The sequence below is a fragment of the Rhodopirellula sp. UH5 genome (assembly GCF_056839225.1).
Genome location: NZ_CM166390.1, coordinates 3840050 through 3855611 on the forward strand (window position 1 = coordinate 3840050; position 15562 = coordinate 3855611).

The 15562-nt window shown below is 57.6% G+C and carries 12 protein-coding genes; 4 read left to right on the top strand and 8 right to left on the bottom strand.

The annotated features are described in order from the left end of the window. Window positions 1-154: 154 nt before the first annotated feature. Window positions 155-2281 (bottom strand): excinuclease ABC subunit UvrB, encoded by a 2127-nt coding sequence (gene uvrB, locus UH5x_RS13720; RefSeq protein ID WP_482632713.1) that lies wholly within the window; start codon window positions 2279-2281, stop codon window positions 155-157. 82 nt (window positions 2282-2363) lie between these two features. On the opposite strand from uvrB, the gene UH5x_RS13725 reads away from it, so the two are divergent. From UH5x_RS13725 to UH5x_RS13735, 3 genes are all read left to right on the top strand, one after another. Further along, the gene (locus UH5x_RS13725) at window positions 2364-2999 is read left to right on the top strand and encodes a thymidine kinase (protein ID WP_047817107.1); all 636 of its coding nucleotides are present in this window, start codon (window positions 2364-2366) and stop codon (window positions 2997-2999) included. Between the two features lie 77 nt (window positions 3000-3076). Continuing rightward, a complete protein-coding gene (locus UH5x_RS13730) occupies window positions 3077-5371 on the top strand; it encodes a ribonuclease R family protein (protein WP_482635991.1) in 2295 nt (764 codons plus the stop codon). Between the two features lie 91 nt (window positions 5372-5462). Continuing rightward, a complete protein-coding gene (locus UH5x_RS13735) occupies window positions 5463-6182 on the top strand; it encodes an SIR2 family NAD-dependent protein deacylase (RefSeq protein ID WP_482632714.1) in 720 nt (239 codons plus the stop codon). On the opposite strand, the gene UH5x_RS13740 is transcribed toward UH5x_RS13735, so the two are convergent. Beyond that, window positions 6164-7123, bottom strand: coding sequence for a GyrI-like domain-containing protein (locus tag UH5x_RS13740; protein WP_047817109.1), 960 nt, complete (start codon window positions 7121-7123; stop codon window positions 6164-6166). The two genes, UH5x_RS13735 and UH5x_RS13740, sit on opposite strands and share 19 nt — an antisense overlap. A gap of 136 nt (window positions 7124-7259) precedes the next feature. Further along, window positions 7260-8174 (bottom strand): endonuclease/exonuclease/phosphatase family protein, encoded by a 915-nt coding sequence (locus tag UH5x_RS13745; RefSeq protein WP_236696692.1) that lies wholly within the window; start codon window positions 8172-8174, stop codon window positions 7260-7262. A gap of 503 nt (window positions 8175-8677) precedes the next feature. On the opposite strand from UH5x_RS13745, the gene UH5x_RS13750 reads away from it, so the two are divergent. Further along, a complete protein-coding gene (locus tag UH5x_RS13750; protein ID WP_482632715.1) occupies window positions 8678-9721 on the top strand; it encodes a helix-turn-helix domain-containing protein in 1044 nt (347 codons plus the stop codon). Here UH5x_RS13750 and UH5x_RS13755 read toward each other — a convergent pair. The 5 genes from UH5x_RS13755 to UH5x_RS13775 form a co-directional block, all read right to left on the bottom strand. Next, window positions 9669-10685 (bottom strand): hypothetical protein, encoded by a 1017-nt coding sequence (locus tag UH5x_RS13755; protein WP_482632716.1) that lies wholly within the window; start codon window positions 10683-10685, stop codon window positions 9669-9671. The two genes, UH5x_RS13750 and UH5x_RS13755, sit on opposite strands and share 53 nt — an antisense overlap. Continuing rightward, window positions 10682-11308 carry a hypothetical protein gene (locus UH5x_RS13760; protein ID WP_047817113.1) on the bottom strand — a complete coding sequence of 209 codons (627 nt, stop codon included), beginning with the start codon at window positions 11306-11308 and terminating at the stop codon, window positions 10682-10684. Before UH5x_RS13760 ends, UH5x_RS13755 begins: the two co-directional genes overlap by 4 nt. 531 nt (window positions 11309-11839) lie before the next feature. After that, window positions 11840-14230 (bottom strand): replication restart helicase PriA, encoded by a 2391-nt coding sequence (priA, locus tag UH5x_RS13765; protein ID WP_047817114.1) that lies wholly within the window; start codon window positions 14228-14230, stop codon window positions 11840-11842. A gap of 355 nt (window positions 14231-14585) precedes the next feature. Further along, the gene (locus UH5x_RS13770) at window positions 14586-14822 is read right to left on the bottom strand and encodes a DUF1003 domain-containing protein (RefSeq protein ID WP_482632717.1); all 237 of its coding nucleotides are present in this window, start codon (window positions 14820-14822) and stop codon (window positions 14586-14588) included. A gap of 49 nt (window positions 14823-14871) precedes the next feature. After that, on the bottom strand, window positions 14872-15513 hold the full coding sequence (locus UH5x_RS13775; RefSeq protein WP_482632718.1) for a hypothetical protein: 642 nt from the start codon (window positions 15511-15513) through the stop codon (window positions 14872-14874). Window positions 15514-15562: the final 49 nt, after the last annotated feature.

Genomic DNA, 15562 nt, shown 5'->3' on the forward strand with positions numbered 1-15562 from the left:
TCTGAGCCGGCAGCCCATCGTCGCTGGGCACGAAAAACGCGTCAAAATCGCTCCCCGAATTCGCGGTTCCCCCGCTAGGTCCAAGCGTGCTTTCAGTTCGTCACACTGCGTTTGCTTGTGGAAGAAAACCAGCGACTTGCCCCAACGACGACCATCAACCGCGTTTTGGCCGCGGGATCTTGGTGCCTTTGCTGGCCCCCGTTTTCTTGGCCCCGCGACGACCGCGTCCGCGGCCGCCTGACTTGCCAGCCGATTTCTCGTCGACGATTTCTACGTCGGAGAGTGGTTTGCCAATGTGCTCTTTGAGTTGCAGCACCCGGTCTCGCAATCTTGCCGCACGCTCGAATTCCAGGTCCTCCGCCGCAGACAACATCTCCTGCTCGAGTTTGTCGACGTACTCGATCGTGATGTAGGTGGGTTCGCCGCTGTCCTGCGCCTTGCGGGTCGAATCCTTGTGGTTGGCCGCGTCGGTGTTGATGCCTTTGCGAATCGCCTTGAGAACGGTCTTCGGCACAATCCCATGCTTGGTGTTGTATTCCATCTGGATCACACGGCGACGCTCGGTTTCGTCGATCGCCATCTGCATCGAATTGGTGACCTTGTCGGCATACAGAATCACGCGGGAATTTGCATTCCGAGCTGCACGACCAATCGTTTGAATCAAACTCGTTTCGCTCCGCAAGAAGCCTTCTTTGTCCGCATCCAAGATCGCGACCAACGAAACCTCAGGAAGGTCGAGGCCCTCTCGAAGGAGGTTCACACCGACCAAGCAATCGAACGAACCAGCCCGCAGTTCCTGCAACAAATCCACTCGCTCGAATGCGTTCAATTCACTGTGCAACCATCGGCAGCGAACACCTTGTTCTTGGAAATAGTTCGCCAAGTCCTCCGCCAAACGTTTGGTCAGCGCCGTGACCAGAACGCGTTCATTGCGTTCCGCACGAATGCGAACTTGTTCCAACAGATGCGTCACTTGCCCGCGAGCCGAAACGATCTCGACCTCGGGATCGAGCAAGCCTGTGGGGCGAATGATCTGCTCCACCACTTCGCCGCCGGTGCGTTCGAGTTCATAGTCGCTGGGCGTTGCGCTGACGAAGCAAATCTGCCCGGTGCGTTCTTCCCATTCATTGAACTTCAGCGGCCGGTTGTCGAGCGCACACGGAAGCCGGAACCCGTGTTCAACCAACGTGATTTTTCGACTTCGGTCACCGGCGTACATCGCCCGAACCTGAGGCACGGTCACATGCGACTCGTCGACGAAGGTGATGAAGTCCTTGGGGAAAAAGTCATACAACGTGTCCGGGGTCGCACCGGGTTCTTTGCCCGAGAGCGGACGCGAGTAATTTTCGATGCCGGGACAATGCCCAACCTCGGCCAGCATCTCCAGATCGAATTTGGTTCGCGCCGACAATCGCTGAGCCTCCAGCAATTTCCCTTGCGACTGAAAGACCTCGAGCTGCTGCGCCAGCTCTTCTCGCAGACTTCGGATCGCCCGTTGGATGCGGTCTTCCGGCATCACAAAGTGCTTGCACGGATAAATGTAAAGGTGCTCGACCGTTTTGATGGTCTCGCCCGACGTCGGTTTGATCAGCGAGATCTTCTCGATCTCATCGCCCCACATCTCGATGCGGTAGGCGAACTCTTCGTAACTGGGCCACAGCTCGATCGAATCCCCACGCACACGAAATTTCCCGCGTTCAAATTGGATGTCGTTGCGTTGGTATTGCAGATCGACAAACTTCAACAGCAAGTGATCTCGGCGGGTCTGTTCACCTTGATGCAGATCGACGACCAATTGCCGGTAATCATCCGGCGATCCCAAACCGTAGATGCTGCTGACCGAGGCCACGATCACCACATCGCGGCGACTGACCAAAGAACTGGTGGTGGCCAATCGCAACCGGTCGATTTCCTCGTTGATCGAGGAATCCTTTTCGATGTAGACGTCCCGCTGCGGAATGTAGGCTTCGGGTTGGTAGTAGTCGTAGTAGCTGACGAAATAATGAACGGCATTGTTGGGGAAAAACTCTTTGAATTCCCCGTACAACTGAGCCGCCAACGTTTTGTTGTGGCTGAGGATCAACGCAGGTCGCTGGACTGACGCGATCACGTTGGCCATCGTGTACGTTTTCCCGGTCCCGGTGGCTCCCAGCAGTGTCTGCGCGGTCTTGCCGCTTTGGATGCCTTCGATCAACTTGGCAATCGCGGCTGGCTGGTCCCCCGAAGGCGGGAACGGCTGGTGCAAATCAAAAGCGGCCGGTTCGAGTTTGGTGGTGCTCATGTCAGCACTTTAGCAAACTGTCGAATCATCCGGCACAGACCCACCGCCTCCGATTCTCGCCCCTGATTTCCAACACGCTGCCATGGCGAAGCTGTATTTCTACTATTCCACGATGAACGCCGGGAAATCCACGGTTTTGTTGCAGTCCAGCTACAACTATCGCGAACGGGGGATGAACACCCTGATTCTTTCTCCCGAGATCGACACTCGGTTTGGCAGTGGCAAAGTCGCCTCGCGAATTGGCATCGAATCGGAATCCGTTTCGTTCACCACCTCCGACAACCTGTTGGAGATCGCCCGGGCAGAGACACGATCCCAACCTCTTCACTGCGTGCTCGTCGACGAGGCCCAGTTTTTGACCCGAACCCAGGTGCGCCAGCTCAGCGACGTTTGCGACGACCTGGACATCCCCGTCTTGGCCTACGGGCTGCGAACCGATTTCCAAGGCAATCTGTTCGAGGGCAGCGAACACCTGCTGGCCTGGGCCGACACGCTGACGGAACTCAAAACGATCTGTCACTGCGGTCGCAAGGCCACGATGGTGCTGCGAGTGAGTGAATCCGGCCAAGTCATCCGCGACGGTGAGCAGGTCCAGATCGGGGGCAACGAGCGGTACCAAACGGTTTGTCGCCGTCACTTCAAAGAAGCGATCTTCCAACGCTCCGAAGACGAACTTCCCCTGCTGGATTCGAACGAACCCCGCCAATCGGAACGTTAAACCATCCAGTGGAAGCGTTGCCGCCGATGGGCAACACGTCCTACCCCGGACAAGCCTCGGTCGACTATTCTGGGGCCATGCAAGTCTCACAAGAATTGATCGATCGCGTTCTGCGACTCGTTCACGCGGCGGAATACCGTCCCAGCAAACCCAAACAAATCGCTGCCCTGTTGGAACTCGACGCGGATGGCTACCGCGAAGTCCGTCGGGTGGTCAAACAATTGGTCCTCGAAGGCCGGCTGATCTACGGCGGAAACCACCTGGTCGTCGCTGCCGCGGCCGTCGGTGGCCCCACGGACCAAATTCGCGGAACATTTCGCCGTGCCATGGGCGGCGGTTTCGGTTTCGTTCGCCCCTCCAGCGGTGGTGGCGGTGTCGACGCGGATGTTCCCGAGGACGTTTTCGTTCCCCCTGGCATGACCGCAGGTGCCCTGGAAGGCGACCTGGTCGCTGTGACGATCGCACCCAGCCGCCGGGGCGGGATCGAAGGCAAAGTGGTCGAGGTGCTGCAGCGCGCACGCCGTCAATTCACCGGCACGTTTTTCTCCTCCCCGCAACCTGACCAACCCGGTTCCGACACGATCGAAGGTCCCGTCGTTTACCTGGACGGCGTTCACTACGAAGCGCCCGTCAGCGTCGGCGACGTGCGAGGTCTGCCCCTGCAAGACGGCGACAAGATCTTTGTCGAAATCGTCGACTTCCCCGATGAAGAAACGGGCGGTGGCGAAGCCGTCATCCTCGAGCGTCTGGGAAGCAGCAAAAACCCGGCGATCGACACCCTGACGATCATGCGGCAATACGCGCTGCCCGATGAGTTCTCCGAAGAGGTCCTCGACGAAGCTCGCGATCAAGCCGACGCGTTCGACGACGACGTCGTGCCGGCAGACCGCAAGGACCTGACGGACATGCTGACGATCACGATCGACCCGTTCGATGCACGTGACTTCGACGACGCGATCTCATTGCAACGTGAAGAGGGTCGCTGGCGGTTGTGGGTGCACATCGCCGACGTCAGTCACTTTGTTCCGCCCGCTGGCAAACTGGATGTCGAAGCGCGTCGTCGCGGGACCAGCGTCTACCTGCCGGACCGCGTGATTCCGATGATCCCCGAGATCATCAGCAATCACCTCGCCTCCCTTCAGCCCGAACGCATGCGTTTGGTGAAGACGGTCGAAATTGAAATGCTGGATGATCTGACCATCACCCACAGCGAAGTTCACAACGCCGCGATCCGCAGCGACAAGCGATTCAACTACGAGCAAATCGATCAGTTCCTCGCGTCCCCCGAGGCATTCCAGAAAGACTGGGGAGACCCGATCTGTGAACTGCTGACGCACATGCACCAGCTCGCGATGCAAATTCGCAAGCGTCGATTCAAAGCCGGTTCGCTTTCGATGGACATGCCAGACATCAAGCTCGAACTGGATCGAATGGGCAAGGTCAAAGGCGCCTACCAAACCGAGAACACCGAGAGCCACCAGATCATCGAGGAGTTCATGCTGCTCGGCAACGAAGCTGTTGCGACTTGGTTGGACGACCAAGAACTCAATTTCCTGCATCGTATTCACGCACCGCCGGAACGCCGCAAACTGCGGCAACTGACCAGCTTCGTCAAAGACCTCGGCTTGGGAATTGACAATGTCGAAAGCCGCTTCGAAATCCAAGCCGTCCTGGACAAAGTCGCTGGCACCACGCTCGAAAACGCCGTCAACTTTGCGGTGCTCAAAAGCATGAGCAAAGCGGTCTATGGGCCGCACCGCGAAGGCCACTACGCGCTCGACAAAGAACACTACTGTCACTTCACCAGCCCCATCCGCCGGTACCCTGACCTCAGCGTTCACCGCTTGGTGCAGCGACTGATCGAGAAGAAACCCACTCCCGATGAATCTTTCGCGGAGTTGGTCAAACTCGGGCATGAATGCAGCGACGCCGAACGCAATGCCGCCCAGGCCGAACGCGAATTGATCCAGTTGAAACTGCTTCACTTCCTGAAAAAGAAACAGGGAGAAACACTCGAAGCCGTGATCAGCCGGGTCTTCGCCGATGGCATTCACGCGCGCTGCTTGAAACTTCCCGTCGATGGCTTCATTCCCGTCACCGAGTTGCCCAGTGATCAATATCGCTTTGAACGCCGCGGGCAAGTCCTGACGGGATTCAAAGAAGGCAACCGCTTTCGACTGGGTGACCACCTGACGGTCCGAATTGGCAAAGTCGACCTGCAAGACCGGCAGTTGTACCTCGACGTCGTGAAGAACCACTCGGCGGGCAAGAGCGATCCCAAAGGCCCCTCCGGCAGCAAGTCGAAGAAGTCGCCTCTCCGGCACCAGAAAAAGTCCGACCGACGCGAAAAGAAAAAGCGACGGCGTCGGTAGGTCAGAGGCTCTCAGTCGCGACACGACCGAATGCTTGCATTCACGGTGGGGACCACCGTGCCACAGGGTTTGATTCTTTTCCAACGTAGCCATGAACGTTCTCATCCTCACCGGTGCCGGGATCTCTGCGGAATCCGGAATCCCAACCTTCCGTGACGCCAACGGATTGTGGGAAGGTCACGCCGTCGAAGAAGTCGCCACGCCACAGGGATTCGCTCGCAACCCTGAGTTGGTGCAAGAGTTCTACAACCAACGTCGCCGAGCGTTGTTGAACCCTGAGATTCGCGCCAACGCAGCGCACGTCGCACTGGCGGAATTCGAACGCGACCATCTTGAACATGGACGCGGCGATTTCCTGTTGGTGACTCAGAACATCGACAACCTGCACCAACGCGCCGGCAGCCAGAATGTGCTGGCCATGCACGGGCAATTGCTGCAAGCTCGATGCACCTACACCGAAGAGGTCTTTGACTGGACCGAAGACCTGAGCGTTGACACGCCGCACCCGGAAGATCCTGACAACGATGACTTGCGAGGCTGCTTGCGACCCAATGTTGTCTGGTTCGGCGAGATGCCGATCGGCCTGGCAAGCATCGAGAAAGCCGCCACACAAGCTGATTTGTTCCTCGCGATTGGAACATCGGGCGTCGTGTATCCCGCCGCTGGCATCGTGGCGCAAACACCCCCGTACTGCCGCCGCATCGAAGTCAACCTGGGCGACACACCTGCGTCGAGTGCCTTCGATGAAACCATTCGTGGTTCCGCCAGCATCGAAATCCCAAAGCTACTGAATCACTTCAAAGCAATGTAAACATCCGTGATCAAATCTTTGGTTTCGGTGGTTTCCGGGTCATTGCGATAGACCTCACATCCCATCGCTTTGGCCATCTTCATTTTTTTGTAGCGGATGTACTGAATCCCACCCGACCAAGCGTTCCCAAGATGGGCGTAGTCACCGATGTGCCGGACCAAAAGAAACTTGCCGGCGGGCACGGTGTCCGCCACACAGTCCGCCGGAACGCGCGTGCCTGCATCGGCCAAGTAACCAGCCGTGTAATCGAACCATCGTTTGCGAAGGTCCGACGTCGTGTGATACAGGCTGGCCCATTCATGAATGCGTTCATCATCTTCGCGATAGTGTGGTTTGACTCGCTCCAGCGTCGCTGACATGTGGCAACCGATGTCATCCATCGTGCAGCCTCCCCGATGCCCGATGATCATGCGGTCGGGTTCGTTGACCACACCTTTGATTTCCAGCTTCGAAAGCACTTCGCCAGTTTCGACAAACTGCTTGAACATCAACAACCCTCGCTCGTAGTCCATCCCCACGAACATTTCCATCATCGATCGCATCCAGAACAAAAACCAAGGCAACTTGCCTCGCATGTGCCAGGTGATCTTGGATCCCGGTCGACCATCCGTCATCACGGGATGAATTTCGAACTCCACTTTGGACTGCGACTTAAACGGCTTGATGAACGCCAGATCGGCTTGGACCGACGAGTTTGCCGATCGGCTCTGCGGAGCCTGAAGTTCGCGGTGGGTCATCGAACCCTCACCAACCAGCTCCCCCTTCCAGTGATACGTCGCTCCCAATTCATTTGACGGATTGCTAACGGTCACTTCCGCATCAGGATCCACCTGCAACCAAGGCGACCAGCGGGTCCAAGTCGAATAGTCCCTGACCGCGTCATAAACATCGCGTGTATCAGCGTCGATCGTTTGGGAACGTTGAATATGAAACGCGGGCATGGTGAATTCGTCCCTTCGGAATGACAAGCGGAACAGCGTCGCACATCCTAGCAAAAAGACAACGCAGCCAGGCTGCGATGTCACTGCCGACCCAAGCCCCAGACCTCTCCGCCAATCGCCTGCGACGCCCCACCGCTCAGTTTTCGCCCAGCCACTCCAATTCCACCAGCACTGGACGATGGTCTGAAGCGAGGGGTTCGTCCAGGACCATTGCTTTGACAATTCGCCACGAATTTGCTGGACGCACGACAACATAGTCCAGTTGTCGAGTGGGCGATTCTGCAGGAAAGGTAGGCATCGGTTCCGACGTCGCCATTCGCCATTCCTGCTGCAGCATTTGAATCGCCTGGGAATCCGGCGAGGCGTTGAAGTCGCCTGCAAGAATCATCGGCAGGGTGCCTTGAGCAAAAAGCCGGTCGAGTTCCCGCGTCTGTCCTTCACGCAAGTCGACGCGAGCATGATGCAAATGCGTCGTCCCGAAAAGAAAAGTGTTTCCGTGAATCTGAAATTCAGCCACTCCAACAATCCGCCGTTCGCGATCTGGTTCACCTGGCAACCAATGCACCTTGAAGGCTTGGATCGGGTGCTTCGATAGAATCGCCTGCCCATACTCTCCGCCGCCATAGTCCAGTTGCTTCGCAAACTGCCCAAACAGACCCGTTTGTGCGGCCAGAACCTCGATTTGATTGACCACTCCGGTCCGCCGAGTGTTTTGGTCAACTTCCTGCAACGCGACCAAATCGGGGTCGACTTTTTGGATGATCTTCGCCAAGCGGTTGAGGTCGAGCTTGCTGTCTGTCCCTTCACCATGGTGAATGTTGTAGCTCAGGACCTTCAGCTGAATCGGTAAAAGGGAGTCATCCCCTCGCACCAACGAAGTGCCCAGGAAAGGCACAAACACCATTGCCATGAGCAGCGTTTTTTGAACGACCACACCGAAGTCCAATTCATTTGCGTTGACACGAGACGAAACCCGTTCCGAGTTGATCAAACCAGCAACTGGAAGGGTCGAACAAACCGAAATCGTTCCAAGGAAGGTACCTTCGCTCAATTCCGGGATCGACTCCCCACCAGATGGGAACCAATCAATCGCCAGGCCGACCATCCAAAGTTCGGCCCGGGACCCACCCCCCATTCAGTCGAAAGCAACCACACCCTTGGAATCCGCCTCCAGCTCTCCAACTGGAAAAGATCCGATCGATCCATCTCGCCTGCGCCCCAAAATCGGAAGCGGACTCGGCCATTCAGCAAGCCTCACTTGAACAAGACAACTCGAGCAGGCTTCGATTGCTTGCTCCGCCCAGCTACACTGGTTCGCTCGCACGAGAGTCAGACGGCACATCCCAACCTTCTCCTGGTGAATCAGGAGGGGGGAGAGCCAGGAGGAAAAAGCCAGTCGCTCACATGCGAGACGATGCCCCGTAATCGCATAGCGAATAACGATTCGCCTCGGAAGGAGCGACTGGCTGTCGGAAAAATAGTGGGCGGCAGAATTCCCGGTGCGCAAGAGAGGCGCAAAGGGGCTCCATTTCAACAAGAAACACAGGTTTTTGAATGGCTCACGCCAACGCTCAGCTCAAGCAAGTCCGCCAAAGTTTAGGGTTGTCGCAGCTGCAGCTCGCGATGCGGGCGGGCGTTTCCTCGCGGACCGTCCAGTTCGCGGAATCCGGTCAAAATGTTTCTCTCGGTACCATGCGCCGAATCGCCAGTGCACTGGGCATGGAATCGGACCAATTGATTCGCATCGACCCCGGCACGGGCCAAGACGCGTTCGCGGATTTGCCCTGGTCCATCGCCGACCGATTCCGAACCAACCGCCGCTTCGATCAGGGCAGCCTGTGCCGCAACGAATCCGAGGTCGTCGACATCGTTCGACAATTGCGAGAGAACTTCAGCGTTCAAATCCAAAAATGGGGTTCGACGCAAAGTCAGCAGCACGCCCTGTTGCGAGACAAAGCGATTGACGAGGTGTACTTTCGCTACGAACAAAGGTACGTCGAATTGTGGCGAAGGAATCCAGCCTGCATTCGCTTGGATTGCTACGACGAGACCGTCGGTGGAGTCAGCATCACGCTGCCGTTGACGGCAGAGTCCTTTCGCGCGTTCCGGGCCGGAGAATTAGCCTGGCTGGATATCTCGGCGGACGATTTGGTGGATCAATCTCAATACCTGTTGCTCGATTCCGTCACGGAGTTCACCAACCAGTGTCGTCGCCCCTGGTATCAGGTCACGGAGTCACTCAGTCTCGTCGCGTTCACTCAAGTCGCTGCTCTGGCAAAGCACCCCAATCGGTCGGATTTCGAAATGGTTTCGTTTTCAGCAAGCCCGTTGAATGAGCGAAGGCTGAGCACAATTGGCTTCATCGCCGAACCAACCGTTGAACCCGAGTTCGACTATCCCCTCTTTTGGTTCGGGGAAGATTCGCGGATTTTGACCCAAGAGGAATATTCCAACTGGTCCACGTTCAAGCACTTCACGACCTTGATCAAATCCGTTGACAAAGCCTCCCTTCGCCGACGGATGTTTCAAAACCTTTTGGCGATGGTCAAGCGGCTGCAGCGGCCCGCAAAACGTTCGTTTGCTCGCCGGGCTGCGTGAACGCGGCCGAGTTCCACTTTGGCTTTTCCATCCATGACATGCCGTTTCGTGACATGAACTCATAGTGGTCCACTGACTGACACGGAACTCCAGTTGGCAAAGAAGTCATCGCCGGCCAACTCACACTGTTCAACGTCGATCCACTGGATGATCGTCCAGCGCGTTGCTGAAGCTCGATGACGTGGCCACGTTCAGTCCAGTATCCGGTTTGTTTCAGCCAGTCTTCCGGTTGCCACTGCTCCAGCCATTGCAGTGCCCCCTCGCAATAAAGCGACGGGTTGCCGTGAATGCGGTATCCCCCGACGACCGATTCGATGCGATCGTGGTTGGGTAGTTCTTCTCCGCCAAAACGAAGGTGGTCGCTCAACTCCGAATCGCCCCGTCCCCCGGTCTGCTCCGCATCCAATTCCAATCTCGGGTCGACCAATTGGTAAATCGGCCGTGACTCCTGATCGCGATGCATCGACGCCAACAGCGTGTGATCCAGTTCCGCCACCCCGTAAGCCTGCAGCACCGACAGACGACAACCTCGCTCGGCCAACCATCCATCGACGCTCCGCTGTAACGAAGCCGGCAAGTGGTACCCGCCCGTCGCCCACAGCAGTTCGCTGGGCCAATCCATTTGGGTTCCCAGCGCTTGAATCAACAAATCCGCCCCGGCCAAGGGCTGAGCAACAAACACCACCCGTCGATTCTCCGCTGTCGCCAGTCGCAAGGCCCGAATGCAGGTGGGCGGATGAAGGTAGGTGATGACACGAGTCATCGATTCCATCCCGCCCAAGGATGCCGGGTAGGCGTCCACCACCAACGACTGCGATGGGTCAACGAAAAATGGTTGGAGCGCCGGAAAGGTGCTCACCAGTCGCTGCATCTTTTCAGCGGGCTGCCCACTGTCGATGACGCGAAACTTGTACGGGTCCAACGACGTGGACCCCGCCGAATAAGACAGGATTTTTCCGTTCATGCCACCGCCGCCAATCTCAACGAGCCAACCTTGGCAACCGCACCGGTCTGAGCAAACGATCCACAGCACATCTCCACGAGCGGCTGTTGATCCACTTGGTTTGGGATGCCATCGAACAGGTCCTGGCAATACGAACGCTGACTCGCATCGACCGCCATCAACAACACGTTGCTTGGCGTTTGCAAATCGGGATGAACGAAGTCAAACCCGGGCAGATACGTGAACCCGATGCGGCGATAAAACGCTTGCATGCGCACGTCCGCATTGACGATCGAGATTCGTTTCCCCCTGCTCAATTGATCTTCCCAAGCACGACGCACCAGCGTTCGAAGAGCTTGAATCGGTGTGCTCGGTCCACGTCGAATCCGCAACTTGCAAGTCGCGATCAGTTCGTCGCAATGCTGTTCCAACAAGACCGCTGGATAGTGATCCTCACAATCCAGCCGCCCATTCGCAGCCGCCTGAACCGTCAGCGCCCCGAGTGGCTGCCCCTGCCAATTCAACAGGTAGTGGTGGCTGTATTCGTCGTAGCCATAAACGGTTTGCTCGGCCCCGTCCCGTCGAATCTCCTGAATCACGTCAAACAACGGATCGGTTGTTCCAAAACAATGCAACACATCCATGTGTCGATTCCAACATTTCAAAGTGAGAGGCGGCCCTTCCCTCACGGGCGAAGAAAGTCATCCGACGTGTGTCACTAACAACCCTTGGACACATCCAGCAACGTGAAAATTTGTCACCACTCATTTGCGCATCCGGATGGAGTCCACCCAACCTTCTCGCCAAGTGTCTTCGCAAGCAACCAGAGGTCCCAGCAGGGGCCCCACCCCCCCCCCCTCCCTGAACACATCCCGCACACCCAAAGGCAGGTCCAGACAAAGCCGCACAACCTCTTCGCGGCCAAGGTTCACCAACATCACTCCAGATCAGGCGAGCGTTGGGGTGCGATGCGGTCCCACGCTCAAACGTTTTGAACGTTTCCTTTTCAAATCACGCATTCTGCCCAGGCAACCCGACGCGTAGCGAGGAATGAGTCCAGTGCATTCATTCCTCGTTCACACGTCGGGTTTGCATTGGGTGCTGGGGCCCATCGACGAGGGAAAGGCGGCTCACGCCTTCCCCCCTCGTGTTAGTCGCACGAAGACCAAATTCGATCACATCAAATTGACGGGATCGATGTCGACCAAGAACTCAATTTCCTCCTTGGGATCCACCTTGAAATCCGCCAAGCCACGCCGGATGACTTCGCCGACAACCGCCGCTTCCGTGGCTTGCAACAACAAGTGAAAACGATACTTGCCGCTGATTTTGACGATCGGCGGTGGGGCGGGACCGAGAATGCGGACCTCCGCTTTGAGCAGGTCACGGGCCTTTTCCAAGCGGTCAACAATCGCGTCGGCCACGGATTCGGTTTTGTCTTCCAGTGGACCGCGAATGATGATCCGCGCCACACTGCCCAGCGGCGGGTAGTTGAACTTTTTGCGGTTCACCATTTCGTCTTCGACGAACTTCAAATAGTCGTGCCTCGCCGCGGCCTGAATGGCTGGATGTTCAGGCGTGAACGTCTGCACGATCACGCGGCCGCCACGATCGCCACGCCCGGTTCGACCAGCGACCTGAGTGACCAACTGGAACGTCCGTTCGGCGGCGCGGAAGTCAGGGAAGTGCAACGCCGAGTCCGCGTTGATCACACCGACCAGCAACACGTTGGGAAAGTCCAACCCTTTCGCGATCATCTGCGTGCCCAGCAACACATCAATCTCTCCAGCACGAAACTCCGACAGCACGCGTTGGTGACTGCCAGCACGCTTCATGGTGTCACTGTCCATCCGAGCGATGCGAGCATCGGGGAACCGGGCCTTCGCTTCCATTTCCAATCGCTGCGTGCCCAGGCCGCCATAACGAATTCCATCGAACCGGCACGCCGGACACCAGGGCGGCGTCGGGATCGTGTAATCGCAGTAGTGGCACATCGCCTTGCCACCATCACGGTGATGCGTCAGCGGCATGTCACAATCGGGACACGCACACACGGTGCCGCAAGCCGGACACTGGATCGTCGTCGCGTAACCACGTCGGTTGAGCAGCAGAATCGCTTGTCCTTTTTCTTTCAGCGTTTCGAGCACCGCCGCGTGCAAGGGACGGCTGATCGCGCCTCCTTTGCCGCGTTCCTCTTTGACTCGCAAGTCCACCAGTTGAACATCGGGCATCGGACGATTGCCGACCCGCTCCGACATCGTGACCAGTTCCGCGTGCCCGGTTTGCGTCGCGTGCCAAGCTTCCATCGACGGCGTTGCGGAACCCAACACCAGCGGGATGCCAAGTGCCATCGCTCGGGCATGGGCCACCTTGCGAGCGTGATAGCGAGGCTGCTTGTCTTGTTTGAAGGAGGTGTCGTGTTCCTCGTCGATCACGATCAACCCCAGATTTGGCAGCGGCGCAAAGACGGCACTGCGAGGCCCGATGACGACCTGGACTTCCCCTCGACGAATCCGCTGCCAATGAAAGTGACGCTCCGACGCGGACATCTGACTGTGCAACACCGCGACGTTGTCGAAACGATCTTCGAACCGCCCACGGGTCTGAGGCGTGAGGCTGATCTCGGGCACCAACACGATCGCCGATCCCGCTTGCTTGACAACATGCTCGATCGCCTGAATGTAGACCTCGGTCTTGCCGCTGCCGGTCACACCGTGCAGCAACAACGTCCGGCCGCGTCCGCTGTCGACGGCGGAGTTGATCCGAGACAACGCGTTCTCTTGTTGTGGCGTCAGGTCATGCGATTGCTTGGTTTCACCGTCGTTGGACTGAGCCCGAATGCGGATGTTTTGGCTGAGTTCCCGGCGCACCTCCGTCACCAACAACTCCTTCTTTCGCAACCGCCGAATCGGGTCTTCGGTGCACTCGGCCATGATCGCGAGTTCTGCGGCGGTCATCGGTCGATCTTGAGCGATCAAGAACCGCATCGCCGATTGCTGCTTGGACGGCAACTTGGCAATTTGCTCTTCGGTCAGCCCCGGTGCAGGCCGGAAGTAAGTTGTCTTCCGCGTGCCCGCGTTGTCGCGAACGCTGGCGGGAATCAGCGTGTCAAAGACTTGGCCAGCGGGGACCTGGTAGTAATGAGCGATGAACATCACCAAGCGAACCAGAGCCGCATCGCACAGCGGTTCATCATCGATGACCTCGGCCACATCCCGAAGCTTTTGTTGCGCCGCATTGCCCGTCTTAATCGACACGCACCAACCGGGAGTGGGCTTTTTGCGATGCCCCAGCGGCACGCCCACACGCATCCCCGGGCGAAGGACATCCAGCAAGTTGTCCGGAATTCGGTAATCGTAGGGCCCGTGCGGCGATCGAGCGAACACGATCGACGCAAGCTGAACGTCTTCGCCGACCGTCAACTCCCAAGGGGGAGGATCGGTTTCGAACAATTCGTTCTGGGTCGGTTCAGACGAGGACGAGTCAGCGGGCACGGAAGCGGCGACAAAAGGAGGAAAGTTCAGAGTCGGATCGCCCAGATTGGACAACGATGATTCAGACAACATAACGTGTGAGCTCCTTTTCTTCCCGGCGGGCGCAAGATAACCCATCCATCATCGCCACCCCCCGTGACACGTCTGGTCACACGCCTTGCCTGCCCTGCCCTCCCCTCCCCTGCCTCAAATCGCATTCTCGGGACTTGCACCCCGCGCTACCAACGCGGACTCCTCCCGAGCCAATCCTGCCAATCCGCTCCGGACGGGGCCAGCATCGCTCGCTCGTGGTGGAATAGCCCAAAAACGACGACAAAAACGACCACCGTGATGACCGGACGCAGAATCGGCGATGCCTTCACCCATCATTCATGAAGTTTCCCGCTCGGTGTCGCGTCCGCGTCCACCTCGGAGGTGGGGGGAACACTCATTTGCCTTTGCTCAATTCTTCGAGCAAGTCGGTTTGAACCTGCTGGATTTCAAGCAGTCGTTGCCACTGATGTGTCAGCAACAGATTCAGCTTCGAGTGCAAGTGGCGGATTTCGAGTTCCGCCTTCAAGTTCACTCGGTAATCGTTGTCGGCTTTCAACCGGTCTTTCTCGTTCTGCCGATTCTGGCTCATCATGATGATGGGCGCTTGAATCGCGGCGAGACATGACAACACCAGATTCAACAGAATGAATGGAAACGGAATCAAGGTCGAGAGACTCTGGCTACTTTGCGACTGGATCAACGGAGATGACCGTCGAACCATCAGGCAGAACCATTCCTGGACGCAAGTCCGCAGTGGCTGGGTCAATCGGCGCATTCGCGGTTGCTGGTGGAACGGAACTGCTCCCGTAGCCAGCTTGATAGACCGTTCTCAAAGGAGCCACATAAGTCGTGGATGGAACCACATAAGTTCTCGACGGGTAACTCGAATAGCCGCGGTAGCCAGACGAGTAGCGAAAGTCATTTGGGTAGCCGTAACCGTAGCCCAGACTGCTGTAGCCCAGTCCATAACCGCCGTAGCCGTATCCATAGGGATAGCCACTCCCGATCGACAAACTCAAACCGGGACGAGAGTATCCGTACGACGAGCCAAAGTTGGAATGGTTACGGCCCGAGTATCCTGGACGACCGCTGTGTGAAACGCCGCCCCCGTGAACGCCGCCGCCACGAACGTGACCACCGCTGACGTGACCGCCACCCACGTGCCCACCACCGCCCGGGGCTCCTCCTCCGTGGCCACCTCCCCCATGACCTCCTCCGCCACCACCTCCGCCGTGATGTTGAGCCATGGCAACCGATGCCCCCGAGGCGTAAAGGATGAACACGGACGCGAACAAACCCTGTCGAAGGCTTTGCAAGAACATGGGAAGTCTCCTCTGCGAGTGACGCAGTGCAAATGGGATCGGTAACGCA

Excerpts from the sequence above, each read along its gene's own strand:
- uvrB (WP_482632713.1), bottom strand. The coding sequence starts at position 2,281 with ATGAGCACCACCAAACTCGAACCGGCCGCTTTTGATTTGCACCAGCCG.
- UH5x_RS13735 (WP_482632714.1), top strand. The coding sequence starts at position 5,463 with ATGAACGTTCTCATCCTCACCGGTGCCGGGATCTCTGCGGAATCCGGA.
- UH5x_RS13775 (WP_482632718.1), bottom strand. The coding sequence starts at position 15,513 with ATGTTCTTGCAAAGCCTTCGACAGGGTTTGTTCGCGTCCGTGTTCATC.
- UH5x_RS13760 (WP_047817113.1), bottom strand. The coding sequence starts at position 11,308 with ATGGATGTGTTGCATTGTTTTGGAACAACCGATCCGTTGTTTGACGTG.
- priA (WP_047817114.1), bottom strand. The coding sequence starts at position 14,230 with ATGTTGTCTGAATCATCGTTGTCCAATCTGGGCGATCCGACTCTGAAC.
- UH5x_RS13740 (WP_047817109.1), bottom strand. The coding sequence starts at position 7,123 with ATGCCCGCGTTTCATATTCAACGTTCCCAAACGATCGACGCTGATACA.
- UH5x_RS13750 (WP_482632715.1), top strand. The coding sequence starts at position 8,678 with ATGGCTCACGCCAACGCTCAGCTCAAGCAAGTCCGCCAAAGTTTAGGG.
- UH5x_RS13755 (WP_482632716.1), bottom strand. The coding sequence starts at position 10,685 with ATGAACGGAAAAATCCTGTCTTATTCGGCGGGGTCCACGTCGTTGGAC.
- UH5x_RS13725 (WP_047817107.1), top strand. The coding sequence starts at position 2,364 with ATGGCGAAGCTGTATTTCTACTATTCCACGATGAACGCCGGGAAATCC.
- UH5x_RS13730 (WP_482635991.1), top strand. The coding sequence starts at position 3,077 with ATGCAAGTCTCACAAGAATTGATCGATCGCGTTCTGCGACTCGTTCAC.